The organism is Enterobacter sp. BIDMC92 (assembly GCF_001030225.1).
Classification (GTDB): domain Bacteria; phylum Pseudomonadota; class Gammaproteobacteria; order Enterobacterales; family Enterobacteriaceae; genus Enterobacter; species Enterobacter sichuanensis.
In genome coordinates, this window is sequence record NZ_KQ087600.1 from 1 (window position 1) to 1465 (window position 1465).

The window sequence follows — 1465 nt, forward strand, 5'->3', positions numbered from 1 at the left end:
GGCAACGACTGCAGAAGCCGCTCGCACAAACCTCGGTTTAGGAAGTAGCGCGACGAGGAATGCTTATAGCTCGTCAGGCAACATGCTTTCGGTTGGGGATTTTGGGGTTGGTTCGGCTCTCCAAAATAAGCCCACAGATGCCAGTTCATCCTTCATCAGTGATGCTGATGGCAATACTCTGTGGGCTCCTGCGAATGGCTGTGGGTTCCAGAGTTCGTACACTGGACAGCGAATTGCGCAGTTATGGATCACTTCCGGTAGTGCGGTATTCAGCCGCTTTCTTACAACCACTGACCCTCAAACTCCAAAATCCTCAGTGCCGTGGGTGCAGCTGCAGTCTGCGGGTACATCGGACATTAACTTTAAGAAAGTGACAGGGGATCTGGATTTAGAAGTGTCTCTGGCCAACATCGTGGCAATGGATTTTAAGACCTTCTACTACCTCGCAGATGAAGCCAAAACGACTCGCCGCGGCGTCATTGCTCAGGAACTTGAAAAGATAGATCCGCAATATGTTCACTCGGCTGAGGAGTCGGGGAAAATGACGCTCGACCTCAATCCTCTGATGCTCGATGCGCTGGCGGCAATCAAAGCGCTGGCTGTCCGCGTCAGCGCCTTAGAGGAAGAGATCAACGTTGCGGCTCCTGGCTCATCCGCTGGTTAAACAGGGAATCGTCAGGCATATCAAGGCGAACATCGATCCAGCTGTTCGCCGGTACGTCCATCGGTTCACCTTTGGTTTTAATGATCTCACTTTTACCGCTCAGGATGTATTTTTGCTTGAAAAGACGGATTGTCAGGCCTCCGCTTTCCGTCTGCTCAGCTTCAACCACGCCAAGTTCTCCCGTGCCACCAGGGTCCATCGGTGGCAGTAACTGCCATCCCTCTGAAGCCAGTCCTGCTGAACCTGTCAGCAGGTAAACGCCCGCCTCGAGGCGAGAAAGGGTTATGCCCTCCGCCTCTGCGTTTGCTGTCCCACAGCCGCACCAGGAGAAACCATCTTCGGCTACGTCAGCGCGCTGGCATGCATCCCGACTCGTCACTATGCGCGCAACTGGTGAGGCCGCTTTTAGCGTGCCGTCGCTCGCCTTAGTGGTGTTCCCCGTTGTGTAGGCTTCCTGATACAGCCACCCTGTAGGTGTTCGGTAACTGAAGAAAGTCCGCCCTAACGTGTAGATTTGATGAATGCGAGTTGGTCTACCTCCGCGAGCTATTACGATTGAGGTAATGCTCTGACTTCCTGAGACCCCCATGTAGCTGGCGTCCTCTACTGACCATATAAACGATGAGGGGTAGGACTCGCTCATAGTATTAAGTGGAACTGATTCAGTAATTTCACGCCCCAGACCAAAAGCCCCCACAGTTAGAACTTTCTTTTGACCGGAATCACCCCAGGAACTTTGAGCATCCAGTAAAGCACTACTTCCCAAACCGACGTTTTATAGATTGCCCTGGGCCAGCCTTG

Annotated in this window: 2 protein-coding genes; one reads left to right on the forward strand and one right to left on the reverse strand. The window is 53.0% G+C overall.

Features of this window, described 5'->3' with window-relative positions; translation table 11 throughout:
• Window positions 1-664 (forward strand): tail fiber domain-containing protein (locus SP99_RS22955; protein WP_231584348.1); only part of this gene is annotated, 664 nt, incomplete at its 5' end.
• Here the strand turns inward: SP99_RS22955 and SP99_RS22960 are convergent.
• A complete protein-coding gene (locus SP99_RS22960) occupies window positions 630-1127 on the reverse strand; it encodes a phage tail fiber protein (protein ID WP_047959952.1) in 498 nt (165 codons plus the stop codon). The two genes, SP99_RS22955 and SP99_RS22960, sit on opposite strands and share 35 nt — an antisense overlap.
• Window positions 1128-1465 lie beyond the last annotated feature (338 nt).